The sequence below is a fragment of the Variovorax brevis genome, from assembly GCF_030317105.1.
Classification (GTDB): domain Bacteria; phylum Pseudomonadota; class Gammaproteobacteria; order Burkholderiales; family Burkholderiaceae_C; genus Variovorax; species Variovorax brevis.
The window spans coordinates 300357-323140 of record NZ_JASZYG010000004.1 but is presented as its reverse complement, the minus strand read 5'-3'; the positions used below and the strand labels follow the sequence as shown (position 1 = coordinate 323140).

Annotated in this window: 23 protein-coding genes; 4 read left to right on the top strand and 19 right to left on the bottom strand. The window is 66.9% G+C overall.

The window, feature by feature from the left end; all coding sequences use genetic code 11:
- Positions 1-34 precede the first annotated feature (34 nt).
- The 9 genes from mutS to QTI66_RS14295 all read right to left on the bottom strand — a co-directional run bounded on the left by mutS (position 35) and on the right by QTI66_RS14295 (position 10304).
- On the bottom strand, positions 35-2671 hold the full coding sequence (mutS, locus tag QTI66_RS14335) for a DNA mismatch repair protein MutS (RefSeq protein WP_286560426.1): 2637 nt from the start codon (positions 2669-2671) through the stop codon (positions 35-37).
- A gap of 177 nt (positions 2672-2848) precedes the next feature.
- Positions 2849-3496 carry a flavin reductase family protein gene (locus tag QTI66_RS14330; RefSeq protein ID WP_286560425.1) on the bottom strand — a complete coding sequence of 216 codons (648 nt, stop codon included), beginning with the start codon at positions 3494-3496 and terminating at the stop codon, positions 2849-2851.
- Positions 3497-3642: 146 nt separating this feature from the next.
- Positions 3643-4032 carry a hypothetical protein gene (locus tag QTI66_RS14325; RefSeq protein WP_286560424.1) on the bottom strand — a complete coding sequence of 130 codons (390 nt, stop codon included), beginning with the start codon at positions 4030-4032 and terminating at the stop codon, positions 3643-3645.
- A gap of 2 nt (positions 4033-4034) precedes the next feature.
- Complete coding sequence (locus QTI66_RS14320) at positions 4035-5033, bottom strand: SDR family oxidoreductase (protein ID WP_286560423.1); 999 nt, start codon at positions 5031-5033, stop codon at positions 4035-4037.
- A gap of 16 nt (positions 5034-5049) precedes the next feature.
- Positions 5050-5355: a plasmid stabilization protein gene (locus QTI66_RS14315; protein WP_286560422.1), complete on the bottom strand. Its 306-nt coding sequence runs from the start codon at positions 5353-5355 to the stop codon at positions 5050-5052.
- A gap of 149 nt (positions 5356-5504) precedes the next feature.
- Positions 5505-5861, bottom strand: coding sequence for an RT0821/Lpp0805 family surface protein (locus QTI66_RS14310; protein ID WP_286560421.1), 357 nt, complete (start codon positions 5859-5861; stop codon positions 5505-5507).
- 74 nt (positions 5862-5935) lie between these two features.
- Complete coding sequence (locus QTI66_RS14305; protein WP_286560420.1) at positions 5936-7048, bottom strand: mechanosensitive ion channel family protein; 1113 nt, start codon at positions 7046-7048, stop codon at positions 5936-5938.
- Positions 7045-9240, bottom strand: coding sequence for an FUSC family protein (locus QTI66_RS14300; RefSeq protein WP_286560419.1), 2196 nt, complete (start codon positions 9238-9240; stop codon positions 7045-7047). The genes QTI66_RS14305 and QTI66_RS14300 overlap by 4 nt, the downstream gene beginning before the upstream one ends.
- A gap of 41 nt (positions 9241-9281) precedes the next feature.
- On the bottom strand, positions 9282-10304 hold the full coding sequence (locus QTI66_RS14295; protein ID WP_286560418.1) for an inositol monophosphatase family protein: 1023 nt from the start codon (positions 10302-10304) through the stop codon (positions 9282-9284).
- 125 nt (positions 10305-10429) lie between these two features.
- On the opposite strand from QTI66_RS14295, the gene QTI66_RS14290 reads away from it, so the two are divergent.
- Together QTI66_RS14290 and cysE are read left to right on the top strand one after the other, a co-directional pair.
- Positions 10430-11194: an RNA methyltransferase gene (locus QTI66_RS14290; RefSeq protein WP_286560417.1), complete on the top strand. Its 765-nt coding sequence runs from the start codon at positions 10430-10432 to the stop codon at positions 11192-11194.
- Between the two features lie 31 nt (positions 11195-11225).
- A complete protein-coding gene (gene cysE, locus QTI66_RS14285) occupies positions 11226-11993 on the top strand; it encodes a serine O-acetyltransferase (protein WP_286560416.1) in 768 nt (255 codons plus the stop codon).
- A 17-nt stretch (positions 11994-12010) separates the two neighbouring features.
- On the opposite strand, the gene amaB is transcribed toward cysE, so the two are convergent.
- Both amaB and QTI66_RS14275 read right to left on the bottom strand, forming a co-directional pair.
- A complete protein-coding gene (gene amaB / locus QTI66_RS14280) occupies positions 12011-13516 on the bottom strand; it encodes an L-piperidine-6-carboxylate dehydrogenase (protein ID WP_286560415.1) in 1506 nt (501 codons plus the stop codon).
- Between the two features lie 56 nt (positions 13517-13572).
- Complete coding sequence (locus QTI66_RS14275) at positions 13573-14721, bottom strand: saccharopine dehydrogenase family protein (protein WP_286560414.1); 1149 nt, start codon at positions 14719-14721, stop codon at positions 13573-13575.
- Between the two features lie 174 nt (positions 14722-14895).
- Here QTI66_RS14275 and QTI66_RS14270 point away from each other — a divergent pair, with 174 nt between their 5' ends.
- Entirely contained in the window at positions 14896-15408 is a 513-nt protein-coding gene (locus QTI66_RS14270; protein WP_286560413.1) for an Lrp/AsnC family transcriptional regulator, read from the top strand.
- Between the two features lie 249 nt (positions 15409-15657).
- On the opposite strand, the gene mog is transcribed toward QTI66_RS14270, so the two are convergent.
- Positions 15658-16251: a molybdopterin adenylyltransferase gene (gene mog / locus QTI66_RS14265; RefSeq protein WP_286560412.1), complete on the bottom strand. Its 594-nt coding sequence runs from the start codon at positions 16249-16251 to the stop codon at positions 15658-15660.
- Entirely contained in the window at positions 16248-16904 is a 657-nt protein-coding gene (gene yjgA, locus QTI66_RS14260; RefSeq protein ID WP_286560411.1) for a ribosome biogenesis factor YjgA, read from the bottom strand. The genes mog and yjgA overlap by 4 nt, the downstream gene beginning before the upstream one ends.
- A 90-nt stretch (positions 16905-16994) precedes the next feature.
- Between yjgA and pmbA the strand changes: the two genes are divergently transcribed.
- The gene (pmbA, locus tag QTI66_RS14255) at positions 16995-18365 is read left to right on the top strand and encodes a metalloprotease PmbA (protein WP_286560410.1); all 1371 of its coding nucleotides are present in this window, start codon (positions 16995-16997) and stop codon (positions 18363-18365) included.
- On the opposite strand, the gene QTI66_RS14250 is transcribed toward pmbA, so the two are convergent.
- From QTI66_RS14250 to ybiB, 6 genes are all read right to left on the bottom strand, one after another.
- On the bottom strand, positions 18337-18807 hold the full coding sequence (locus tag QTI66_RS14250) for an NUDIX domain-containing protein (RefSeq protein ID WP_286560409.1): 471 nt from the start codon (positions 18805-18807) through the stop codon (positions 18337-18339). The genes pmbA and QTI66_RS14250 overlap by 29 nt on opposite strands.
- Positions 18807-19256, bottom strand: a complete 450-nt coding sequence (locus QTI66_RS14245; RefSeq protein WP_286560408.1) for a GatB/YqeY domain-containing protein — start codon at positions 19254-19256, stop codon at positions 18807-18809. Before QTI66_RS14245 ends, QTI66_RS14250 begins: the two co-directional genes overlap by 1 nt.
- A gap of 134 nt (positions 19257-19390) precedes the next feature.
- Positions 19391-19603 (bottom strand): 30S ribosomal protein S21, encoded by a 213-nt coding sequence (gene rpsU, locus QTI66_RS14240; protein WP_007833691.1) that lies wholly within the window; start codon positions 19601-19603, stop codon positions 19391-19393.
- Positions 19604-19740: 137 nt separating this feature from the next.
- Positions 19741-20952 (bottom strand): BaiN/RdsA family NAD(P)/FAD-dependent oxidoreductase, encoded by a 1212-nt coding sequence (locus QTI66_RS14235; RefSeq protein ID WP_286560407.1) that lies wholly within the window; start codon positions 20950-20952, stop codon positions 19741-19743.
- A gap of 52 nt (positions 20953-21004) precedes the next feature.
- Positions 21005-21802, bottom strand: coding sequence for a uroporphyrinogen-III C-methyltransferase (gene cobA, locus QTI66_RS14230; protein WP_286560406.1), 798 nt, complete (start codon positions 21800-21802; stop codon positions 21005-21007).
- Positions 21799-22752 (bottom strand): DNA-binding protein YbiB, encoded by a 954-nt coding sequence (ybiB, locus tag QTI66_RS14225; protein WP_286560405.1) that lies wholly within the window; start codon positions 22750-22752, stop codon positions 21799-21801. Before ybiB ends, cobA begins: the two co-directional genes overlap by 4 nt.
- Between the last annotated feature and the right edge of the window lie 32 nt (positions 22753-22784).

Sequence of the window (22784 nt, the reverse complement as noted above, 5' to 3'; positions counted from 1 at the left end):
GTGTGATTCCCCTCTGGCGCGTGCGGCGGACCGTTTACCGTTGCTCGCGCAGGTTGAGTTTTTGTAGTGCGTAAAGCGCTTCCAGCGCCTCCCTCGGGCTCATGGCGTCGGGGTCCAGCGCAGCGAGAGCAGATTCTACGGCGCTGGCTTGGGGCGCCTCGGCGACCGGCGCCGCCGCAAACAGGTCGACCTGGGCGCGTGCTTCGGTCTGCTGCGCCTCCAGCGCGCCCAGCGCTTGCCGGGCATGGTTGACCACGGCAGTGGGCATGCCGGCCAGCCGCGCGACCTGGATGCCGTAGCTCTTGCTGGCCGGGCCGGGCTGCATCTCGTGCAGGAAGACGATGTCGCGCCCCGCCTCGGTGGCGCTCACGTGCATGTTCACGGCGCCGTGGTGCGTCGCCGGAAATTCCGTCAGTTCGAAATAGTGCGTGGCAAACAGCGTGAAGGCTTTCGAGCGGTCGTGCAGGTGGGCGGCGATGCCGGCGGCCAGCGCCAGCCCGTCGAAGGTGCTGGTGCCGCGTCCGATCTCGTCCATCAGCACCAGCGATTGGGCGGTGGCCGCATGCAGGATCTGGGCCGCCTCGGTCATCTCCAGCATGAAGGTCGATTGCGCGTTGGCCAGATCGTCGGCGGCGCCGATGCGGGTGTGGATGGCGTCGATGGGCCCCAGCCGGCACGCGGACGCCGGCACGTGGGAGCCGATGGAGGCCAGCAGCACGATGATGGCGATCTGCCGCATGTACGTGGACTTGCCGCCCATGTTGGGGCCGGTGATGACCTGCATGCGTTGCTGCGGTCCCAAGCGCGTGTCGTTGGCGATGAAGCTGCCGGCGGACTTTTCGGCAAGGCGCGCCTCCACCACCGGATGGCGGCCCTGCACGATCTCGATGCAGGGGTGGGAGACGAATTCCGGCGCCTTCCAGTTCAGCGTGTGCGCCCGCTCGGCCAAGGCGCACAGGGCGTCAAGCGAGGCAATGGCGAAGGCCAGGCCCGTCAGCGCCTGAACGTGCGGCTGCAAGGCATCCAACAGTTGCTCGTACAGCCACTTTTCCCGTGCCAAGGCGCGGTCTTGCGCCGACAGGGCCTTGTCCTCGAAGGCCTTGAGTTCCGGCGTGATGAAGCGCTCGGCGTTCTTCAGCGTCTGTCGGCGGCGGTAGTCGTCGGGCACCTTGGTGAGGGCGCTCTGCGTCACCTCGATGTAGAAGCCATGCACGCGGTTGAACTGCACCCGCAGGTTGGTGATGCCGGTGCGCTCGCGTTCGCGGGTTTCGAGTTCGAGCAGGAAAGCGTCGCAGTTCTCGCTGATGGCGCGCAGTTCGTCGAGTTCTGCGTCGTGACCGTCCGCGATAACGCCGCCGTCGCGCACCAGCGCCGCGGGATCAGGCTTGAGTGCACCGACCAGCAACTCGGCGCAACCGGCGGGCGGCGTCAGGTCGCGCGCGATGCGGCCGAGCAGGGCGGCCGCATCCGGAAGCATCGGCCCCAGGTTCTCCGCCTTGGCCAGAGCCAGCCGCAGCGCGACCAACTCGCGCGGACGCACCTGCCGCAGGGCGATCCGTGCCGCGATGCGTTCGACGTCGCTGGTGTTCTTGAGTTGCTCGCGCAGGCTGCGCCACGTCGGCAGCGCGTTGCCCGCGCCCACGCGCTGCAGCGCGGCGATGGCGTCGAGCCTTTCGCGGGCGGCCGTGCGATCGCGCCGCGGCGACAGCACCCAGCGGCGCAGCAGGCGGCTGCCCATGCCGCTCATGCAGGTGTCCAGCAGCGAAAACAATGTGGGCGCCGATTCCCCGCGCAGCGTCTGCACGATCTCGAGGTTGCGGCGCGTGGTGACGGGCAGCTCGATGAATTCGTCGTCCCGCTCCACCGACAGGCGTTGCACGTGCGAGAGCGCCCGGCCTTGCGTGTGTTCCGCGTAGCCGAGCAGGGCGGCGGCGGCCGCCTGGGCGTGGGGCAGCGCATCCGCGTTCCAGGCGGCGAGCGTGGCCGCGCCCATCAGCTCGGTGAGCCGGCGCTCGCCCAGGCCGCCGTCGAACTGCCACGCGGGGCGCACGGTGAGGGTGAAGGGGGCGGTGCCGGCGGTGCGCGCGTCTTTCAGTCGCTGCTCGAAGCCGGTCGTGACTTCGGCGCTGTAGATCAGCTCGCTCGGGCCGATGCGCGACAGCCATGCTTCGAGGTCGTCGGCCGGGAACTCGGCCAGGTGCATCTGCGCCCCGGTCACGCTCAGCCAGGCCATGCCGCAGAGGTTGCGTGCGCCGCAATGCACCGCGACCAGCAGCGCTTCGTTCTTGTCGCCGAGCAGTTCCGCCTCGGTCAGCGTGCCGGGCGTGACGACGCGCACCACCTTGCGCTCGACCGGCCCCTTGTTCGCGCCGACTTCGCCCACCTGCTCGCAGATCGCGACGGATTCGCCCAGCTTGATGAGCCGCGCGAGGTAGGTGTCGACCGAATGAAAGGGCACGCCCGCCATCACGACCGGCGCGCCGGCCGACTGGCCGCGTTGCGTGAGCGTGATGTCGAGCAATCGCACGGCCTTCTCGGCGTCCGCGTAGAACAGCTCGTAGAAGTCGCCCATCCGGTAGAAGAGCAGGGTGTCGGGGTGATCCGCCTTGAGCTGCAGGTACTGCTGCATCATCGGCGTGTGCGCACTGAGGTCCAGGGCGGCTGTGGTCATGGGAGAGGCGGTCTTTTCTGTCTGGAAACCAGGTGATTCTGGCAATCGGGCTCGCGCGGCACGCTGGACGTGCGCGGTGGCCAATGACCAGAACTATACGGGCGGCGCCTGCCCCGGCCCGGCGCATCGGCCGGAGGATGGTCCTGCAGACCCGGATCGGGTCCGATGAGGGCCTGGTCAGTTCAATTGATCGATCGAATTGTCCGGCGCGCCCTTGGCGTCGGTCATCGAGAAGCGGTCGCGCGTGCGCACGTAGTAGCTCGCGCCGAAACGCGCCACCGGAAAGTAGTTTTGCAGCCGCACGCGGTACAGCTCGGTGTCGATCAGGTCTTCGCGCGCGTGCAGCCAGAGCACCTCGCCGATGAAGATGTGGCGGCTGGCCGTCTCCAGCTTTTCCGAGAGGCGGCACTCGAAGGCCACCGGCGCCTCGACGATGCGCGGCGGGCGCACCGCGCTCGACGGGGCCGAGGTCAGGCCCACCATTTCAAGTTCGCTGTGCGTCGCGGGCAACTTGTCGCCACAGCGGTGCATCTGCTCGGCCATCGGTTCGTCGGCGATATGCACCACGAACTCGCCATTGGCCAGAATGTTGGCGGAGGTGTCCTTGAGCAGGTCGTCCTGCAGTTTGTTGATGCTGATCATCAGGATCGGCGGGTCTTCGCCCAGCATGTTGAACATGCTGAAGGGCGCCGCGTTGATGACGCCATCGGCGTTCTGCGTCGTGACCAGGGCGATGGGGCGCGGCACGATCAGGCTGGCCATGAGCTTGTAGCGCTGGTAGGCCGTGATGGTGGAGAAATCGATTTGGGTGAGGCCGGCAGTCATGGGGCTGGAGGGCAAAAAAATGGGCGCCGGGCAGCGCGGCTGGATGGTGTGAACAACGCCAAGACGGAATTGTGAACAAAACCAGGCAGGTCTGTTCACATTATCCAGCCCACGCAATATGCGTGCCGCGCCAACTCGCCCAGTCCCTACGCCAGCGACGCGCCCCTGTGCACCTCGACACCGTCGATGAGCCGCGCCGCCAGGCGAGCCGACATCTCCAGGCGCTTCGTTTCCCGCTCGCCCATGATGGCGTCATGCGTCAGGCCAAAGTAGTAAAGCACGCCGTGGACAAGGCCGCTGGCCAGCCGGATCGGTGCGGCAGCGAATGCGCCGGGCGCAAAGGCATGCGCCGGCCCATCGTCGACGCGCGAGGCAAAGACGACGTCCATGCCGAAATGTTCTTTCAGCAAGCGCAGAAGTTCGGCGATGGTGTCGTCCACCAGGCGATCCCCGCGGTGGGCTGCCGCATGCGGCGTCCGGAGGGCGCGGGGTTCGAAGTTGGAGAGCTTGCGGTGCGGGGGCAGGGCGCGCGACACGCTCATATCGCGCCCACGCTGCCCGTCACGGGAAGCACGATGCCCGTGATGTAGCCCGAGCACACGGGTGACGCAAGGAACACATAGGCCGGCGACAGTTCTTCGGGCTGGGCCGGGCGCTTCATGTCGGTCTGCTCCCCGAACTGCGCGACTTTGGAAGGCGGCGCATCGGCCGGGTTGAGCGGCGTCCACACCGGCCCGGGCGCGATCGCATTCACGCGGATACCCTTGGGCAGCAGGTTGCTCGCGAGCGCCTTCGTAAAAGCGTGGATCGCACCCTTGGTGGTCGAGTAGTCGAGCAGGTGCGCACTGCCTTCGAGCCCTGTCACGGAGCCGGTGTTGATGATGCTGGAGCCTTCCTTCAGATGCGGCACCGCCGCCCGCGCCATGCGGAAATAGCCGCCGACGTTGGTGTCGAGGGTGAGGGCGAGCCGTTCGTCCGTCACGTCGGCGATGTCCGTGGCGTGCAACTGGAATGCCGCGTTGTTGACCAGGATGTCGAGCTTGCCGAAGGCCTTCACCGTCTTCTTGACCGCTTCCTCGCAGAAAGCCGGGTCGCCCAGGTTGCCGGGGATGAGCAGACAGCGCGTGCCTTCGGCTTCCACGTGCATCTGCGTTTCCTGGGCATCCAGGTGTTCGTCGAGGTAGACGATGGCGACGTCCGCGCCTTCGCGCGCAAACAGCACCGCCACGGCGCGCCCGATGCCCGAGTCGCCGCCGGTGATCAATGCCGTCATGCCCGCGAGCTTGCCGCTGCCACGGTAGTCGGGCGCCAGGAACTGCGGTCGCAGTTCCATGTCGGCCTCGGTGCCGGGCTTGCGCAGATGCTGCCTGGGCAATGGCAGGGTGGGGTAGTCACGCGGCCCGGCCTGCACCGCACGCTTCGACTTGCGCGCTGCGGGTGTGGCACGGTCATGTGCGTCTTGCGTCCGCTGGACGGCGCGCTGGTGTTTCGCGACCGCCTTCGGTTTGGCGGTCGTGGTTTTGGGAGCACTCGGCATGGGCAACAACCTGAGTTCAGGAGGCCGCGTGGCGCTTGCGGGTGGCAGCGGCCTTCTTGGCCGAAGCCGAGCGCGCCGCCGCAGGGCGGGACGCCGATGCCTGACCACCCAGGCGACCGCCCTTGCGCGACGCGCTGTGGTTTTCCGGCTTGCCGCGCCCGGAACCGCTCTTTTCTCCGCCGCCGCTTTCCTTGTTCACGGTGGCCCACGCACGACGTTCAGCCTCCGGGCCGGAAACGCCGCGCTTCTCGTAGCCTTGCTCGATGTGTTCGGCCTTGCGTTTCTGCTTGTCCGTATAAGCGGATTTGTCACCTCTGGGCATCTCGACTCCTTTCGCATCCGTCCATTCGACGGGAAAGAAGCCATGCTGCCCCCGCCGTCATGCGCGCGTGTAGGAGCGCGCCACACGTGGCGGTCGGCGAGCCAGGATTGCCGAGGCGAAGCGCGTCGGCCGGCGCTATGCGCTGGGTGCTATCTCAGCTTCCACTGCCCCGTGTTGCCTTGGCAGAAGGTGTAGACGCCTTCGTCTTTCATGAGCTTGTAGCTGTTGGCGATGCGCAGTTTGCGGCACTTGGGCGAGGCGCTGTCGACGCCAGCGGGGGTGACGGTGCCGGCCGCGCCGGTCTTGTCGTTCTTCCATTCCGTCGCCTCGCCTTCCGGTGCGCCGGCCAGCGACTTGTCGATTGCGCCGCGCAGCATCTTGAAGTCGGCCGCACTGAATTTGGAAGCGGGGCTGTTCTTCAGGAACAGGAGGTCCGACGCCGCGTGGGCTGCCGGCCCGGCGACGGTGGCGGCGAGTGCGAGCATCGTCGCGGCAATTCTTCTCATGGCAACTCTCCAGAAAGATCTGGAGGCATTGTCCATGGAACCGGCGGGCTGTCACCGGCGCCGGCGCGGCGCGGTCACCCGTTCGGCGTGAGCACCTTGCCACCCGCCACCGCGGCCGCAGCACTGGACGTGGCAGTTGGCATGGCCGCGTCGCTCTGGATGCGCAGGCGCGGAAGGAACTGCGGGTACTCCCGCTGCATGTAGTCGATGAGCCCTTCGCGGATGCGGCAGCGCAGGTCGAACGCCAGCGCCGACGAAGCCGCCGTGGCCAGCACGCGCAGCTGCATCGTGCGTTCGGTGGTGTCGGTCACCTGCATCACGAAGGTACGTCCATCCCACTCGGGCGCGGCGCGCACGATGCGCTCCATCTCGGCCCGCAGCGGAGCCAGCGGCATGCCGTAGTCCACGTAGAAAAAGGCCGAGCCCAGCAACTGCGAACTGCTGCGCGTCCAGTTCTGGAACGGCTTTTCGATGAAGTACTGCAGCGGCAGGATGAGGCAGCGCTCATCCCAGATGCGCAGCACGACGAAGGTGCCGGTGATTTCTTCCACGCGGCCCCATTCCCCCTCGACCACCAGCACGTCGTCGATGCGGATGGGCTGCGCCAGCGCCAACTGCAGTCCGGCAATGAGGTTGCTGAACACCGGCTTGGCTGCCAGGCCGGCGACGATGCCGATCACGCCGGCCGATGCCAGCAGGCTCGCGCCCACCTGGCGGGCGCCGGGAAAGGTCATCAGCATCATGGCGCCGCCGGCCACCGTCACCACCGTCATGGCGGTGCGGGCGAGCACGGTGCCTTGGGTGTGGATGCGCCGGGCCTGCAGGTTGTCCTGGACGGTGGGCGGGTGCTTCGACAAGAAGCCTTCGGTGAACCCGGCGATGGCGCGCACCAGCAGCCAGGTCACGGTCGCGATGAGGAGCAGGCCGGTGGTATGCCGGACGCTGCCCATGCCGCGCAGGTCGTCCGGCGCTCCTTCCCAGATCAATTGCAGCGCAACCAGCGGAAGCACCCAGCGCGCGGCCGAGCGGCACTTGTCGACCATCATGTGAAGACCGGGCAGCTGGCGCGTCAATCGCATGAGCAGCAAGCCGCCGATCCGATAGACGATGAACGCGACAGGCACGGCGATCAAGGCCGCCAGCAGGGGCGGAAACCACGGATGGGACAGGATGATCTGGCTGTTCATGTCGTCGCTTGGGAACTCGGATCGTTGGCCTGCAGAATGCGTGCCGCGTCGGCGCTCACCTGCGACGCAATGCGCGTGGCCATGTCGAGCCGGCGCAGCAACCAGGGGCTGATGTCGTTGTCGAAAGGATCGGGCAGCGGCACCGGGCCGCCCGCGCTCGCCGCGGGAATGCCCGCGGGCGGCGGCTCGGCCGGCAAATCCGCCGGACGCGCGCACAGGGCGTCCTCGATGCGTTGCGCGGTACGCGCCAGGGGGCCTTCGATCTCCTCGGGCGTGAGCCGGTCGCGGCGCAGCACAAGCATCGACTTCACCGCGCTCAGTTGCGCGAGCAACTGGTAGCTGTGCGCCTGCAGGTGTTCCAGCGGCCCCAGTGGCGGCTGCACGGCGCGCGGCTCGGACAGCGAGCGCTGCGTCGCCTGCACCAGCGCCGAGAGGCTGTCATAGGCTTCTCGCCGCGCCAGGCGCCATGCGAGCTCGGTGCTGTCGTCGGTGGCGCGCAGCTGACCCAGGCCCAGCGCCAGCTTGGCGTGCAGCGCCTGGGCCTTGAGCGTGCGCGTGACCAGCATGGGCAGCTGGGTGCGTTCCCACGAAGGGAGCACATAGCAAAAGGCCCAGGCCAGTCCGGCGCCGATCAAGGTGTCCGCAATGCGCTCGAAGAGGGCGAAGGTCGGCGCCACGCCGGCGTTGAGCACGTGGGCCTGCACCAGCCCCAGCACGGTCGCCGCCACCGCGGTGATGAGGTAGCGGCGCACCGCAAAACCGTGCGCGATCGCCTGCGCGATGGTCACGCAGGCCAGCAGCGCCAGCGGCGAGGGGTGCGCCGCCAGCAGGGCGGTGGCGAGCACGCAGCCCAGCAGCGTGCCCGCCACGCGGTGATTGCGCCGCTCCAGCGTTTGCGAAAGGCTGCCGCGCAGCACGACCACGATGGTCAGCAGAATCCAGTAGTCGTGCGAGCCCCAAGGCAGCAACAGGGCGATGCCGTAGCCCGCCGCCATGGCCAGCGTCGCGCGGATGGCGTGGCGAAGCGGCGGCGCATCCCAGCGCCACACGGTGAGGAATGGCGCGATCGACCAGGACGTCGGACTCACGAACATCTTCCAGCTGGCACGCACCACGGCGAGGTCGGGCTCGCGCTCGCCACGCGCGAGCAGCGCGAGCTTCATGACTTCGTCGTTCAGGTGCCCGATGCGGTTGGCCATGCCGCGTGCCAGCACGGCGGGGGTCGGGCCCATGCGGCCATCGGTGGGCGAGTCATCTTGTGGCAGACGGATGTCGGCCAGCACGGGGCGGCGGTCCAGCGGCGATTCGGGCGTGCGGCCCTGCAGCAGGGCGTCGGCCAGCGCGGCAGTTTCGCCGGCCAGCTCCTCGACGACGTGCCGCAGCTCGGCCAGCGCCTGTGCGCCGCCCGGATGGGCCTTGAGGGCATCCAGGTCGAGTTCGCTGGCCACCAGGTGGTCGCGCATTTCCAGCACGACCATGAGCATGGCCGACAGCTGCTGGCGCCGGGCCGTGCGAGGCGATTCGAGCACGATGTCGCGTGCGGCCTGCAGCTGGTCGGCCAGCGCCGCCTGGTTGCTCAGCAACTGGCCGAGCAGCGGTGCATGGGTCTCGCGCACGTCATCGGACTCGTCGCGCGTGGCGAACTGCCGCGCCTGCGTGCGCATCAGCGCGGCCAGCGTGAGCAGCACGTCCGCAACGAATTGGACCCGATAGCGCGCGTTGAGCAGCGAATTCGCGGCCGTCGCCCAGAGTACATAGAGGCCTGCGCCCAAGCCGAAATACGCCGTCGTCCACAGCGCCTGCGTGGCGCTTTCGGAGGGCGGCGTGGCCATTGAGAAGATCATCGAGAACATCACCGCAATGGCGATGGGAATGCCCCGCTTGCCCCACGCCATGGCCAGGAAGGCGAGGAAGGTGGCCGGCACCAGCACCAAGCCCAGCAGCAGTGGACGCGTGTGCAGCATCTGCACGGCAAAAAATAGCGGCAGGCCGATGAGCGGCGCCGGCAGCATGGTGAAGAACTTGCCGCGCCGGGGTGCCGCCATGTCGGGCGGCGCGCAGACGATGACGCCGACGGAGGCCGCGGCACCGGCCGCAACGCCCAGCGCCAGGTGAACGCCCGCGGAAATGACCGCCAGACCGATGGCGACCGACAGGCCGTTGGCGATGTAGTAGCTCAGGGCGACGCGCATCGCCGCGCGAGTACGTCGCGCCGCGGCGCGCTGCGCCTGCATCACTCAGCCGAAGAAGGATCCGTGGGAGTCGGGGCTTCGGTGCGCACGCGCGTGAGCTTGCGCGTTGCCGGCGCAGGGGCGGGTGCAGCTTGCTCGCCGCCTTCGGCCTCGGGCTGCTGCAGGCTCACCGTGGAGCGGGCGTAGGTGGCGTCGTCGGCATTGCCGGCGGTCACGGCGCGGATGCGGTCCGAGGCGCGCATCTTGTCGTCCACGCCGGCGAACTTGGAGTACTTGGCCAGCAGCGGCACGAGCTGGCCGTAGATGCGCGGCGCACCGGCCAGGCATTCGCGCTGATCGAGAAAGTCAGGCTCGCCCGTGAAATTGCCGATGAGGCCACCCGCTTCGGTGACCAGCAGCGAGCCCGCCGCGATGTCCCAGATGTTGAGGCCGGTTTCGAAGAAAGCGTCCGAGAAGCCTGCCGCCACGTAGGCGAGGTCGAGGGCGGCTGAACCGGGGCGGCGCAGGCCGGCGGCGCGCGGCATCAGGTCGGCCATGATGGCCAGGTACTGCTTGAAGTTGTCGCCCGTGCGGAAAGGGAAGCCCGTGGAGATGAGGCACTCGGTGAGCTTGGTGCGCTTGCTCACGCGCAGGCGCCGGTCGTTCATGTAGGCGCCGCGGCCCTTGGTGGCGGTGAAGAGGTCGTTGCGGCTCGGGTCGTAGATGACGGCCTGCTCGATCTTGCCCTTGACCGACAGCGCGATCGACACGCAATACACCGGAAAGCCGTGGATGAAGTTGGTGGTGCCGTCCAGCGGATCGATGATCCACACGTAATCCGAATCCTGCGCGCCATGCTGGGTGCCCGATTCCTCGGCCAGGATGCCATGGCCGGGGTAGGCGGTGAGCAGCGTCTCGATGATGGCGGCTTCGCTCGCGTGATCGACTTCGGTGACGAAGTCATTGACCTGCTTTTGCGAGATGCGCACCGCTTCGACGTCGAGCGCGGCCCGGTTGATGATGGCGCCGGCGGCGCGTGCGGCCTTGATGGCCACGTTGAGCATGGGATGCAGGTTGGACGACATTGGATTGTGTGAAGAACGGGCAGGCGGGAAGGCCGAAGATGCGGCTCGGCGATGCGGGCGGCGACAATTGGCCCCGATTTTACCCGGACCGACCATTTACAGGTCGTTGCAGCTCTTCGCTTCCCATGCGTACCCGATTCATCCTCATCCAGACCAGCCACGCCGGCAACGTCGGCGCCGCCGCACGTGCCTTGCGAACCATGGGCTTCGACGACCTCGTGCTCGTTGCGCCGCGCTGGGCCAATGTCTTGCGGCGCGAGGAAACCATCCAGCGCGCGAGTGGTGCGCTCGACGTGCTGGCCAAGGCGCGCATCGTCGAAACGCTGGACGAAGCACTCGACGGCGTGACCCACCTGTGCGCCACGGCCATGATCCCGCGCGACTTCGGACCACCCACGCGCACGCCGCGCGAGCATCTGGGTGAGTTGGCCCAATCCGACCAGCACGTGGCCTTTCTCTTCGGCTCCGAGCGATTCGGAATGCGCAACGAGGACGTGTATCGCTGCAATGTCGCCCTGACCATTCCCACCGATCCGAACTTCGGCTCCCTGAACCTGGGCGCGGCGATCCAGGTCATTGCCTACGAATGGCGGCAGGCGCTGGGCGGCTTCGAAGTGCGCGAGGCCGTCACGCCGAATCCCGCGGCTGACGCCAAGGCAGTTGCCGGCATGCTCGAACACTGGGAGCGTTCGCTGGTGCAGATCGGCTTTCTCGACCCGCAGGCGCCCAAGAAGTTGATGCCGCGGCTGCAGCAACTGTTCAACCGCGCCCAACCCACGCCGGAGGAAATCCACATCCTGCGCGGCATCGCCAAGGCGATGGTCGACCCGCACCGGCCCGACTCGGGCAAGGAGCCCCCGCAGCCAGCAAGCGATAGCGACGAGCGATAGACTGCGCGTCCCATATCGATATCACTGAACGATGTTTGCACGCCTGCAATCCGACATCCGCTGCATCCTCGAGCGCGACCCGGCCGCCCGCTCGGCCTGGGAAGTGCTGACGCTGTACCCCGGCTTCCATGCCGTGAGGCTGCACCGCGCGGCGCACTGGTGTTGGAACCGTGGCCTGAAGTGGATCGGCCAGTTCATCGCGCATTTCTCGCGCTGGATCACCGGGATCGAGATCCACCCGGCCGCGAAGATCGGTGACCGCGTGTTCTTCGACCACGCGATGGGCGTGGTCGTCGGCGAAACGGCGGAGATCGGTGATGGCTGCACGATTTACCAGGGCGTGACGCTGGGCGGCACCTCGCTCTACAAGGGCGCCAAGCGGCATCCGACGCTGGGACGCGACGTGGTGGTCGGGGCCGGCGCGAAGGTGCTGGGCGGCTTCACCGTGGGCGACGGTGCGCGCATCGGCTCCAACGCGGTGGTGACGCGGCCGGTGCCGGCGGGCGCCACGGCGGTCGGCATTCCGGCGCGCATCATCCCGGCCGGCGACGCCGCGCGCGCACAGGTTCCGGGCGAAGAGAAGTTCTCGGCCTATGGCGTGACGCAGAGCGACGATCCGCTGTCGCTGGCGATGCGCGGGTTGATCGACAACGCATCGTCGCAAGAACACCAGATCGCGCTCATCTGGCAGGCGCTGGAGAAGCTCTCGCAGCAACCAGGGCGCGATTGCGTGCCGGATGAAGCGGCGCGTGAAGAGTGCTTCGAGGCGAAGAAGCTGACGGAGTTGGTGGGGAAGTAGCCTGCGCGCCGGGGGTTTCAGCCGAAGCTGATCCCCTGCGCCAGGGGCAACTCCCGCGAGAAGTTGATCGTGTTGGTGGTCCGCCGCATGTACTGCTTCCACGAATCCGACCCGCTTTCCCGATCGCCGCCCGTTTCCTTTTCGCCCCCGAAAGCGCCACCGATCTCGGCGCCGCTGGGCCCGATGTTGACGTTGGCCATGCCGCAGTCCGAACCCGCCGCGGAGATGAAGGTCTCGACCTCGCGCATGTCGTTCGAGAAGATGCAGGACGACAGGCCTTGCGGCACGTCGTTGTGCATCTCGATGGCGCTCTCGAAGTCTTCGTAGGTCAGCACGTAGAGCAGGGGGCCGAAGGTTTCGTGGCGCACGATCCCGGTTTGCGCCGGCATATCGACGATTGCGGGCTGCACGTAGAAGGCGTTCGGAAACTCCTTGGCAAGCGCGCGACCGCCGCCGGTCAGCCGCTTTCCGCCTTGGTCCTTGGCCGCGCCGATCGACGCTTGCAGGGCGTTGAAGGCCGCCTCGTCGATGAGCGGCCCGACCAGCGTGCCCGCTTCCAATGGGTTGCCGACACGCAGCGTGCCATAGGCCTTCACCAGTTTTTCAAGCAGCACATCCTTGACGCTGCGGTGCACGATGAGCCGCCGCAGCGAAGTGCAGCGCTGGCCCGCAGTGCCCACGGCGCTGAAGAGGATGGCGCGAAGGGCCAGGTCAAGGTCCGCAGCCGGCGTGACGACCATGGCGTTGTTGCCGCCGAGTTCAAGGATCCGCTTGCCGAACCGGGCCGCCACCTTGGGGCCGACGGCGCGGCCCATGCGCGTGGAGCCGGTCGCGGAAACCAGCGCGATCGACGGGCTTTCCACCAGCGCCTCGGCCAGCGGCGCCTTGCCAATGACGATCTGCGCGAGGCCCTCGGGTGCCCGGTCGCCAAAGCGTTCGATCGCGCGCTCCAGCGCCTTGAAAGTCGCAAGACCCGACAAGGGCGCCTTCTCCGAAGGCTTGAAGATCACCGGATCGCCGCACACCAGCGCCAGCGCGGCATTCCACGCAAACACCGCGCTCGGAAAGTTGAAGGCCGTGATGATGGCCACCGGGCCGAGCGGATGGTATTGCTCCATGATCCGGTGCCCCGGCCGCTCCGACACGATGGTCTTGCCAAAGAGCTGGCGCGATTGCCCCAGCGCGAACTCGCAGATGTCGACGCCTTCCTGCACTTCGCCGAGGCCCTCTTGCAGGATCTTCCCGACTTCGATCGACACGACGTAGCCGATGTCCTGCTTCGCCTTGCGCAACTCTTCGCCCCACAGGCGCACGAGCTCGCCGCGCACCGGTGCCGGCACGTTGCGCCATTGCAGGAACGCAGCCTTCGAGCGGTCAATGATTTCCTGCATCTGCGAGGCGGGCGTCTCGTGCACCTTGGCCAGCTCCGCGCCGTCGACGGCCGAACGGACACCGAGCGAGCCGCCCTGGACTTCATGCTGCGCAAAGCCGCAGCGTTGCAAGACGGATTGCAATTCGTTCATGTCGTGGTTCCCTTGATTCGTTGGTGCGTGGCGCGCTCCGGCGGCGCGCCATTCGATCAGGCGTGTGCGGGCTCGCGCACCGCTTCATTGTCCATGGGCAGCAGGCCGACCCCTGTGTCCAGTCCCTTGTAGTAGTGGCCAACCCGGGTCGCCAGGAACTCGCGCAGCGGCACATGTTCCTGTCCGACAAAGCCGCTCGCCGGCAGCTTGCCTTGGCGCATGAGTTCGAAGACGCCCACGACGCCAGCGGCAGTCGTCAACTCGATCGCAGTGCGCTCCTTGCCGCGCAATACGCTGCCGAACACGCGGCTCGCCCGTGTCTCCTGCTCGAAGCGGCCGTCGCGCATGCCCGACGCCGAGGCAAACAGGATCACGACGTCTTCGCGGCTGTGCGGAACCGCATGTTCGAGCACCTGGCGCAGCAAGTCGCGCTGCTCGATCAGGCGCAGGTCATGCAGCAGGAAATCCATGGCGGCGCGATGGCCGGGGTAGCGGATGGTCTTGTAGTCGAGGTTCCTCACCTTGCCCTTCAAGGTCTCGCACAGCGTGCCGAGGCCGCCCGAGGTGTTGAAGGCTTCGAAGGCTTCCGCGTCCAGCGTGAAGGTCTCGTGGCCCTCCAGCGGCTGCACCGACACTTGCTGGCCGTTGACGATGGCGTCGCACGGATTGCAGTACTCGTTGATCACGCCGTCGATGCTCCACGTGAAGTTGTAGCGCAGGCTGTTTGTGGCGTTGCGCGTCAGCGCGCCGACGCGAAGGCGCAGGTCGTACAACTCGTCGAAGTGGCTCGCCAGATGGCCGCCGAGCATGCCGATCACGCCGGGCGCCAAGCCGCACTGCGGCATCAGGATCGAGGTGGTGTTGCGCGCGATGTCGCGAATCGCCTGCGTTGCAGCCACGTCCTCGGTGAGGTCGAAGTAGTGCACGCCGCGCGCAGCGGCTGCGGTCGCGATGCGCTTGGCGTGATAGAACGGCAGGCAGTTGATGACGGCCGAATGCGCGCGGAGCGCGCCATGAAGGGCCTGGTCGTCCTCCACGTCCAGCACGATCTTGCGCACCAACTCTTCCTGCGCGTCGCCCTTGTGCGGCTTGACGTCCGCGAGCGTCACGGGCAAGCCGTGATACTGCGCGATCATGTCCGCCACCGTGCTGCCGACCTTGCCGGCACCCAAAACCAAAACCTTGTCGATCTGCTGATTTGTCATGTTGCTTCTCCCGAGGGCACCGTTGCCCTGTGAAGGAAGTCTAGGTTTGAAGGCTGTCAGGCGGTAGGGAGCAGATCGTCGAACCGGCAGCTTCCTTCGTCGTTGTGACGACGCCCTTCGTCGACTTGGATGGGCAAGGCGCCACAATGGATTTTTTTGCTGCAAGTTCGCGCCGTGGAATTACAACTCGATGACCTCGACCGTCACCTCCTGACCCTGCTGCAGGCCAATGCCCGCGAGTCGGCGGCCAACCTGGCACGCAAGCTGAAGATCGCCCGCACCACGGTGGTCGCCCGCATCGCGCGCCTGGAACGCGAAGGCATCGTGGCGGGCTACGGCGTGCGCTTGGGGCAGCCGATGGAGCAGGCTGCCGTTCGCGCTTTCTGCAGCGTGAGCGTCGATGCAAGGCGCGCGTCGGCGGTCATTGCTGCGCTTGAGCGGCTACCGGAGGTAGAGGCGGCTTGGGCGGTGAGCGGGGCGTTCGACTACGTGATTCATTTGCGCTGCGAGACACCCGAGCAACTGGACAAGCTGCTGGACCGGTTGGGGCAGATCGAAGGCGTGCATCAAACCCAGACATCCATCGTCCTGAGCCGCAAGATCGACCGCCGCATGCTTGCTCCCTCGCTCACTGATAGTGGAGACGGGCGTCTTGCTCCCTCTCCCTCCGGGAGAGGGCTGGGGTGAGGGCTCCGGGCGGTTGATAGGTCCGTGGCTGATCCACCGCCCACGCCCCTCACCCCAACCCTCACCCCGGAGGGGCGAGGGGGTCAAAACAATCACACGCGGACGTGGCGGCGCCATGACTTGTCTTGCTCCCTCTCCCTCCGGGAGAGGGCCGGGGTGAGGGCACTGGGCGGTTGATGAAGTGCAGCCTCTACAAACGCCGCATGCCCCTCTCCCAACCTCTCCCCGGAGGGGAGAGGAGCAAGAATCTCAATCGAAGGTCCGAATCGCTGCCTTCGGCCTGAACACCTTGCAAACCGCCGCATCCGCTTCCAGATAAGGCCCGCCAATCAAGTCGATGCAATAGGGCACCGCGGCAAAGATGCCCGGCACCACCGACTTGCCTTCAGCATCACGCAGCCCTTCCAGCGTCTCCGCGATCGACTTCGGCTGCCCCGGCAAGTTGATGATCAGGCTCTTTCTGCGAATCACCGCCACCTGGCGCGACAGGATCGCCGTCGGCACGAAGTGCAGGCTGATCTGACGCATCTGCTCGCCAAAGCCCGGCATCTCCTTGTCGGCCACGGCCAGCGTCGCTTCAGGCGTGACGTCGCGCGCCGCAGGGCCGGTTCCACCCGTGGTCAGCACCAGCGCACAACCCGCGTCGACCAGTTCGATCAGCGCCTGGCTGATCAGCGCCTGCTCGTCAGGAATCAGCTTCGGTTCGAACGTGATGGGGTTCTTCAAGGCCCGCGAAAGCCAGTCGCGCAGGGCGGGCAGGCCCTTGTCTTCATAGGTCCCGCTGGAAGCGCGGTCGCTGATGGAGACGATGCCGATGCGTACAGGGTCGAATTTCGAATTCATGCGTCGTGCTCCCGCTCTTCCTCGGCAGCTTCGGCCGCCAGGTCGGCGCCGCCATGCACGGCCAGTTGCTCGCGCACGATCTGGAAGATTTCGCGGTAGGCGCGACCTTGGCGCGGCGCCTCGCCGGGCGGGCCGGCCTTCAGGTCCTTGCGGGCCTGGCGCACGAGGGCACGCAGTTGCTGGGCGTCGGTGGAGGGGTGGGTTTCGATCCAGCCGCCGACTGCGTCGTCGTCCACGATGAGCCTGTCGCGCCACAACTCGGCTTCGTGCAGCGCTTGGGTCGCCTCGGCGCTCGGGCGGTCCTGTTCGTCGAGCGCGGCCCGGACCTGGTCGAGCACCGCGGGTTCCTGCAGGCGCATCAGCTTGCCGATGAACTGCATCTGGCGGCGCTTGCCTTCGAAATTGGTGATCTTGCGGGCTTCGACGATCGCGTCGCGCAGCTTTTCGGTGATGTCGAGCTTGTCGAAGAGGCCCGCGCGCAGGGTCAGCAAAGCCTCGCCGAGCGCCTGCAGTTCGGCGCTTTCGCGCTTGAGGTCGGTCTTGCTCGCCGAGTCGCTGCCTTTGAGTTCGCGCTTGAGTTCAAGGTCGAGTTCGCTGCCTTCGGCCACGAACTGGCCTCGGACGAAATAGCCTTTTTTGGGTTTGCGGGACATGAGCAGATTCAGTATTGGCCCGGCCTCGCGGCACGGGACGGGCACAAGGTGGGCACAGGATGGAGGGTCACAAGTATCATTGTCCTCCACATGTCTACATCTTCCTCGCGCGCCGAGGGCGGCTTCGCTTACAGCCGCTCATACTTTGAAAACCTGGTCGACACCGCCCTGGCCCATGCCAGGAAGCTGGGCGCCACCGACGCCGGCGCGGAGGCCTCCGAGGGCTGCGGCCTGAGCGTCTCCGTCCGCAAGGGCGAACTGGAGAACGTCGAACGCAACCGCGACAAATCCCTGGGCGTGACCGTTTACGTCGGCACCCGCCGCGGCAACGCCAGCACCTCGGACTTCTCCGAAGCCGCCATCATGCAGACGGTGCAGGCCGCCTACGACATCGCCCGCTTCACCGCGGAAGACCCGGTGGGCGGCCTTCCGGACGAAGACGACATCGTCAAGGAGCAGCCCGAACTCGACCTGTTCCACCCGTGGAGCGTCACCAGCGAACAGGCCGCGGCCATTGCGCTGGAATGCGAAGCGGCGGCTTTGGGCACCAGCAAGCGCATCACCAACAGCGAAGGCGCCGGGGTCTCGGCCCAGCAGAGCCATTTCTTCAGCGCCCACACGCACGGCTTTCGCGGCGGCTACGCCAGCTCGCGCCACTCCATTTCGGTGGCGCCGATTGCCGGCAAGGGCGACGAAATGCAGCGCGACGCCTGGTACAGCTCGATGCGCTCGGCCGACGAACTGGCCAGCCCGCAAGCCATCGGCCGCTACGCAGCGGAACGGGCGCTCAGCCGCCTGAAATCGCGCAAGATCAAGACGGTCGAATGCCCGGTGCTGTTCGAGTCGCCCCTGGCGGCTGGACTGCTGGGTTCGCTCACGCAGGCAACGAGCGGCGGTGCGCTGTACCGCAAGAGCACCTTCCTGCTCGATTCGCTGGGCAAGCAGGTGTTGCCCAAGCACATCAGCGTCGACGAAGACCCGCACATCCTGCGCGGCAAGGGCAGCGCGCCCTTCGACGACGAAGGCGTGACCACCAAGGCTCGCAAGATCGTCGATGCGGGCCGGCTCGAAGGCTATTTCCTGAGCACCTACTCGGCGCGCAAGTTGGGCATGAAGACCACCGGCAACGCCGGCGGATCGCACAATCTCACGCTGCGTTCGAAGCTCACCAAGGCAAGCGACAACCTCGACGCCATGCTTGAAAAGCTGGGCACGGGCCTCTTCGTGATCGAACTGATGGGGCAGGGCGTCAACTACGTGACGGGCGACTATTCGCGTGGCGCGAGCGGCTTCTGGGTCGAGAAGGGCCGCATCGCCTTCCCGGTGGAAGAGATCACCATTGCCGGCAACCTCAAGGAGATGCTGATGGGCATCCAGGCCGTCGGCGCCGACACGTACAACTACGGCGCCAAGACGACCGGCTCGATCCTCATCAACCGGATGAAGGTGGCGGGGAGCTGAGGGCCTCGCGCGCCCTCGCGATGGCGCGCAGGTAGGGCTTCTTGAAGCCCTTGGGCTCTTCGTGCGGCGCGAGCCACGAGAAGCTGAAGACCAGGCCTTCCTCTTCGGGGCTGCCAACGGCCTCGTGCTCGAAGGTTTCGGGCAGTTCCGTTTCGGCACGCATCAGGTACAGGTGCCAGAGTTGCGCGTGGCGGAAGGCGTTGCCTTCGACGCCGGCACGGCATTCGCGCTCCATGGTGCCCAGGAACTGCAGCGGTCCCTTGAAATCGATGCCCGATTCTTCGAGCAGTTCGCGCCGGACCGCGTCTTCGGGCGCCTCGCCGGGCTCGACCGTGCCCTTGGGCAACTGCATGTTGCGGTCGCCGGGGTGGTGGAACACCAGCAGGCGGCCCTGCGCGTCCACGAGGCACGCGCAGGCCTTGGGGACGACGGTGCGCGGCATCAGGCGCCGGTCAGGGCAGCCTTGACCGCGGCGCTGACCGCGCCCATGTCGGCCTTGCCGGCCAGGCGCGTCTTGACGGCGCCCATCACCTTGCCCATGTCGCCGGGGCCGCTGGCGCCCAGCTCGGCCACGATGGCCTTGACTTCGGCAGCGATCTCGTCGGCGCCCATGCGCTGGGGCAGGTAGACCTCCAGCACCTTGATTTCGGCGGCTTCCTTGTCGGCCAGGTCGATGCGACCGCCCTGCGTGAAGGCCGCGACCGAGTCCTTGCGTTGCTTGACCAGCTTGTCGACGATGGCCACGACCATCGCGTCGTCCAGTTCCACGCGCTCATCGACTTCCTTCTGCTTGAGGGCGGCGAGCAGCAGGCGGATGGTGCCAAGGCGCTCGGAGTCCTTGGCGCGCATCGCGGTCTTCATGTCTTCGGTGATCTGGTCTTTGAGGCTCATGGCTTGGGTCCTGTTGGATTCTTGTTCTGGCAGAAAAAACAAAAGCCGCGACAGGTTTCCCTGAGGCGGCTTGGGCTTGCGGCTGCTGTGCTTGTTGCGACCCGCGGTGGGTAGCCAAGCACTCGCCAAGCTGCTTAGTACAGCTTCTTGGGCAGCTGCATGCTGCGCACGCGCTTGTAGTGACGCTTGACGGCGGCTGCCTTCTTGCGCTTGCGCTCGGCGGTCGGCTTTTCGTAGAACTCGCGGGCGCGCAGGTCGGTCAGCAGGCCGAGCTTTTCGATGGTGCGCTTGAAACGGCGCAGTGCGACGTCGAAGGGCTCGTTTTCTTTAACGCGAATGGTGGTCATCAGGAATCGTTGATTTGAATGTTGGCTCAGGGAGATCGAGGCCCAGAACCGGGGGTTCCTCAACTGAAATCTTTTGCGGCCGTTGAGGCAAGGCCAGAAGTTAGCCCAACATTATAACCAGAACCGGGAACTTGGTGTCAGAGGGCTGCCGCGCAGGCCGCGGCGCTCGCCCAGGCCCACTGGAAGTTGTAGCCCCCCAGCCAGCCCGTGACGTCGACGACCTCTCCGATGAAGTACAGGCCCGGCTGCTTCGATTCCAGGGTTTGCGACGATAAGTCCCGCGTGTCGATGCCGCCGGCTGTGACCTCGGCTTTTTTGTAACCCTCTGTGCCACTGGGCGTGATCTGCCAGCGCGTGATGCGCTCGGCCAATGCAGCCAGGGCGCGGTCCGCCGCCTCGTTGATGGGGCGGGCCAAGGCTGCATCCTGTTTCACCCAGGCGTCGGCCAGGCGGGAGGGCACGAGGGACGACAACTCGTTGGCGATCAGCTTGCGCGAGCGCGCCTTGGCCTCGGACAGGGCCGAGCCGATCTGCACGCCCGGCGCGAAATCGATCGTGAGCGGGGCGCCGGGCTTCCAGTAGCTGGAGATCTGCAGCACGCCGGGGCCGGAAAGCCCCCGGTGGGTGAAAAGCAGGTCTTCCAGGAAGCTCATGCGCTCCTTCTTGCTGCCAGTTTCGATTTGCACCGGCAGCGCGAGGCCCGCCAGGTCGGCGTACGGCACCCAGCCTTCGCCGCCGAAGGTCAACGGCACGAGGGCGGGGCGGGGCGAGACCACGCGCAGGCCGAATTGGGTGGCTACGCGGTAGCCGAAGTCGCTGGCGCCGATCTGCGGAATGGACAGGCCGCCCGTCGCGATCACGACACGCGGCGCCTGCACCGTGCCGCGCGCCGTGCCCACGCGGTAGCCGTCGCCGTCGGAAAAGCCGATCTCGCCCACCTTGCACGGCTGCCAGTGCGTCACGCCGCCGGCCGCGCATTCGGCCAGCAGCATGTCGATGATCTGCTGGGACGGGCCGTCGCAGAAAAGCTGGCCTTTGTGCTTTTCGTGGAACGCGATGCCGTGCTTTTGCACGAGTTCGATGAAGTGCTGCGGCGTGTAGCGCGAAAGTGCCGAGCGGCAGAAGTTCGGGTTGTCGCCGATGAAGTGGCGCTGCGGAGCGCGCACGTCGAGGTCGCGGTTGGTGAAGTTGGCGCGGCCGCCGCCCGAGATGCGGATTTTTTCGGCAATGCGCTCGTTGTGGTCGAGCAGCAGCACCTTCTTGCCGCGCTGGCCCGCCTGTGCGGCGCAAAAAAGGCCGGCAGCGCCGGCACCTATCACGATGGCGTCAAAGGAGGAGTTTTCTGTCATGGAGGGGCAGAAGTTACCTCAGCCGGCGCCAGGCATCCGCGGCTGCGGCCACTCAGCCGTGGCGTGCGCGGATTTCCCCGGGTTGCGCGGCCGCCGCCGCCATGCCGCGAATGACGTCGCCCACGACGATCACCGCCGGGCTCGCCATGCCGGAGTGCGACAGCGCCTCGTGCATGCGTTCGAGCGTGCTGACCACGTGGCGCTCCTGCGGAAGGCTGGCGTGCTGGACGATGGCCACCGGCGTGCTGCCGGGCAGGCCGCCCAGCAGCCCGTGCTGGATGTGCGCTGCGCCCGACACGCCCATGTAGATCACCAGCGTGAGCCGCGCCTGATGGGCCATCGCGGCGATGGCCCGCCAGTCGGTGGCTTTTTCGCCGGCGCTGCGGCCCGTCTTGGCGTGGCCGGTCATGAAGACAACGCCTTGGGCGCGATCGCGGTGCGTGAGCGGAACGTTGAGCGCAGTCACCGCCGCCAGCCCCGAGGTGATGCCGTTGATGACGCTCGCCTCGATGCCCGCATCGCGCAGGTGCTCCACCTCTTCGCCGCCGCGCCCGAAGATGAAGGGGTCGCCGCCCTTCAGGCGCACCACGTGCTCGCCCTCGCGCACCGCGGTGATCATCAGTTTCTCGATGAAGGCCTGCGGGGTGCTCTTGCAGCCGCCGCGCTTGCCCACGTAGACGATGCGTGCGTCGTCGCGCGCATGCGCAAGAATTTCGTCGTTGACCAGGTCGTCCACCAGCAGCACCGTGGCGCACTGGATGGCCTTGACGGCCTTGAGCGTGAGCAGGTCCGGGTCGCCGGGGCCGGCGCCCACGAGCGTGCAGGTGCCTTGAAGGGGTGTCGTGTTCATGCGGGGTCCAGGACGGTCGCTTGGGGTTCGGGTTGCGGCTGCGCCATCAGCAGGGCGTGCAGCTTCTTGATGTGGGCCACCTGCCGTGAGATGGCTTCGGGAACGGGGGCCGTGCCGTCGAGCACGCGTTGCGTGTAGTCGACCGTGCTTTGCAGGTCGATGGCGTCCGGCAGCCCGGGCACATCGGACAGCGTGCCGGCCTGCTGCGCCTGCAGTTCGATGCGCTGGCCGTGAATGAAGCCGTCCACCTGCGCGGTGCGGCGCGGATCGGCCACGCTTTCGCCTTCGAGGCCGCGCGAGAGCAGGGCGTTCATCTGCAGCAGATCGAAGGTGTCGGCCATCGAGCGTGCGTATTCAGGATGCGTGTAGCTGCTGATGACCAGGTTGGGGCCGAGCGCCGGTTGCATGAGTTTGACCACGCTGTGCGCCGGGTTTCGCAGGCCCACGACCTGGCGCACGTCGAGCAGGCGCTTCAAACCAGGGCAGAGGGTCTGCGTGGCGACGTGTGCGAGTTCGCCGCCCTGGATGGCGCGCACCTCTTGCAGCGCGTGCACGCCCATGGCGTCGAGCACCGCCGGCGCCGTGACGCGGCGCGATTCGGTCTGGCTGCCGTGGATGAGCACCGGAAGCCCCTCGCGCGCCAGCAACAGGCCCAGCAAGGGCGTGAGCACCGGCAGCTTGCGCGCGCCGTTGTAGCTTGGGATGACCACCAGCGGTTGCGGCGTCGCCGGAAAGCGCTTCAAGCGCGCATGGGTTGCGTCGAGGAAGCCGGCCATCTCGTCGGGCGTCTCGCCCTTGATGCGCATGGCCAGACAGAAGCCGCCAATCTCCAGATCGGTGACGGTGCCGTCCAGCACCTGTCCGAACAGATCGGTGGACTGTTCTCGCGTGAGCGGCTTCGCACCGCGCGCGCCGCGGCCGATTTCCTTGATGTATTGGCTGATTCCCATGGGTGTGGGGATTGTCCTGCAAGCGTTATGCC

Coding starts and splice junctions, on each gene's coding strand:
- mutS (WP_286560426.1), bottom strand. CDS start 2,671: ATGACCACAGCCGCCCTGGACCTCAGTGCGCACACGCCGATGATGCAG.
- QTI66_RS14310 (WP_286560421.1), bottom strand. CDS start 5,861: ATGAGAAGAATTGCCGCGACGATGCTCGCACTCGCCGCCACCGTCGCC.
- ybiB (WP_286560405.1), bottom strand. CDS start 22,752: ATGGGAATCAGCCAATACATCAAGGAAATCGGCCGCGGCGCGCGCGGT.
- mog (WP_286560412.1), bottom strand. CDS start 16,251: ATGAATTCGAAATTCGACCCTGTACGCATCGGCATCGTCTCCATCAGC.
- yjgA (WP_286560411.1), bottom strand. CDS start 16,904: ATGTCCCGCAAACCCAAAAAAGGCTATTTCGTCCGAGGCCAGTTCGTG.
- QTI66_RS14320 (WP_286560423.1), bottom strand. CDS start 5,033: ATGCCGAGTGCTCCCAAAACCACGACCGCCAAACCGAAGGCGGTCGCG.
- QTI66_RS14290 (WP_286560417.1), top strand. CDS start 10,430: ATGCGTACCCGATTCATCCTCATCCAGACCAGCCACGCCGGCAACGTC.
- QTI66_RS14235 (WP_286560407.1), bottom strand. CDS start 20,952: ATGACAGAAAACTCCTCCTTTGACGCCATCGTGATAGGTGCCGGCGCT.
- cobA (WP_286560406.1), bottom strand. CDS start 21,802: ATGAACACGACACCCCTTCAAGGCACCTGCACGCTCGTGGGCGCCGGC.
- amaB (WP_286560415.1), bottom strand. CDS start 13,516: ATGAACGAATTGCAATCCGTCTTGCAACGCTGCGGCTTTGCGCAGCAT.
- QTI66_RS14300 (WP_286560419.1), bottom strand. CDS start 9,240: ATGCGCGTCGCCCTGAGCTACTACATCGCCAACGGCCTGTCGGTCGCC.
- QTI66_RS14330 (WP_286560425.1), bottom strand. CDS start 3,496: ATGACTGCCGGCCTCACCCAAATCGATTTCTCCACCATCACGGCCTAC.
- rpsU (WP_007833691.1), bottom strand. CDS start 19,603: ATGACCACCATTCGCGTTAAAGAAAACGAGCCCTTCGACGTCGCACTG.
- QTI66_RS14275 (WP_286560414.1), bottom strand. CDS start 14,721: ATGACAAATCAGCAGATCGACAAGGTTTTGGTTTTGGGTGCCGGCAAG.
- QTI66_RS14295 (WP_286560418.1), bottom strand. CDS start 10,304: ATGTCGTCCAACCTGCATCCCATGCTCAACGTGGCCATCAAGGCCGCA.
- QTI66_RS14305 (WP_286560420.1), bottom strand. CDS start 7,048: ATGAACAGCCAGATCATCCTGTCCCATCCGTGGTTTCCGCCCCTGCTG.
- cysE (WP_286560416.1), top strand. CDS start 11,226: ATGTTTGCACGCCTGCAATCCGACATCCGCTGCATCCTCGAGCGCGAC.
- QTI66_RS14245 (WP_286560408.1), bottom strand. CDS start 19,256: ATGAGCCTCAAAGACCAGATCACCGAAGACATGAAGACCGCGATGCGC.
- QTI66_RS14315 (WP_286560422.1), bottom strand. CDS start 5,355: ATGCCCAGAGGTGACAAATCCGCTTATACGGACAAGCAGAAACGCAAG.
- QTI66_RS14250 (WP_286560409.1), bottom strand. CDS start 18,807: ATGCCGCGCACCGTCGTCCCCAAGGCCTGCGCGTGCCTCGTGGACGCG.
- pmbA (WP_286560410.1), top strand. CDS start 16,995: ATGTCTACATCTTCCTCGCGCGCCGAGGGCGGCTTCGCTTACAGCCGC.